The following is a 1,418-nucleotide window of genomic DNA, read 5'->3' on the forward strand; positions in this document are numbered from 1 at the left end:
TTGAATTGGATGCATATGACCGGAAAATCCTCGCGCTTCTGCAGGAAAATGCACGGCTGGGATTTTCGGAAATCGGACGGCGCATCCACTTGACGTCGCCCGCCGTGGCCGAGCGCGTGCGGCGGTTGGAAGAGGCTGGCATCATCGAAGCGTTCACTGCCAGGCTCAACCTGCGCAAGCTCGGCTACAGTTTTGAAGCCTTCATCAACATCACGGTCGATTCGCACGAAAAACTCGACGCCTGGGCGGCGGCCCGTCCGGAGGTGCTCGAGTTGCACGACACGACCGGCAACCACTGCGCGCTGATCCGGGTGGCGCTGGCCGCGCCCGAGCACTTGCAAGCGTGCCTGAAGTCGCTTGCCTTGATCGGCAAGACGACCACCTCAGTAATCTTGTCCTCGCGCCACGAGGGGCGCGCGCGCCTCCCGGCAGACCAACTCAAATAGCACTTCCTGGCAACACCTACCCCGGGGGTCAGTTCCCCAATTACAACACGGTCTCGTGCGTAGCCCAGCATACAGAAGAGCTCGTGTCGCAATGGGGGAACTGACCCTGGGCTAGATTTTGCAGTGGCATAACGTGGGGTAAGCAACAGCAAGCTCTTGAATTGGCAGTGGTTTTTGGCTTGGTAGGGTGCAATCTGGCGCCTTTACGTGCTATACTAGTCGGTTCCTGATTTAAGCAATACCCGTACACCTTCGTACACGACGTATATTTCTGTTCCTTACGACCATGTCAAATCCAAAACGCGCAATTCGTAACATCGCTATCATCGCCCACGTTGACCACGGCAAGACCACGCTCGTGGACAAGCTGCTGCGCCAGTCCGGCACCTTCCGTGAAAACCAGCAAGTCGAGACCCGCGTGATGGATTCGAACGATCTTGAAAAAGAACGTGGCATTACGATTCTGTCCAAAAATTGCGCCGTCGAATACGAAGGCACCCACATCAACATCGTTGACACCCCAGGCCACGCCGACTTCGGCGGCGAAGTCGAGCGCGTGCTGTCGATGGTCGACTCGGTCTTGCTGCTGGTCGATGCCCAGGAAGGCCCGATGCCACAGACCCGCTTCGTCACGCGCAAAGCGCTGGCGCTGGGCCTGAAACCCATCGTCGTCGTCAACAAGATCGACCGTCCGGGCGCGCGCGCTGAATGGGCGATCAACCAGACGTTCGAACTGTTCGACAAGCTCGGCGCCACCGACGAGCAGCTTGACTTCCCGGTCGTCTACGCGTCCGCACTGAACGGTTACGCCAGCCTCGACGCCGAAGCGCGCGAAGGCGACATGACCCCGCTGTTCGAAGCCATCCTCAAGCACGTTCCTGTGCGTGACGACAATCCGGAAGGCCCGCTGCAGATGCAAGTCACCTCGCTCCCTGGTAATACAGCTGCACTTCTTGCGCATCGAACGCGGCG

General features: G+C 59.0%; 2 protein-coding genes. Both read left to right on the forward strand.

Annotated elements, in window-relative coordinates:
• Nucleotides 1–446 (forward strand): Lrp/AsnC family transcriptional regulator (locus tag ACP7BV_RS26965; protein WP_426107974.1); only part of this gene is annotated, 446 nt, incomplete at its 5' end.
• Nucleotides 447–732: 286 nt separating this feature from the next.
• Nucleotides 733–1,418: GTP-binding protein (locus ACP7BV_RS26970; RefSeq protein ID WP_426107975.1), on the forward strand; the 686-nt coding region annotated here is incomplete at its 3' end.

It is taken from the genome of Massilia sp. TSP1-1-2, from assembly GCF_049896185.1.
Taxonomy (GTDB): Bacteria; Pseudomonadota; Gammaproteobacteria; order Burkholderiales; family Burkholderiaceae_D; genus Telluria_A.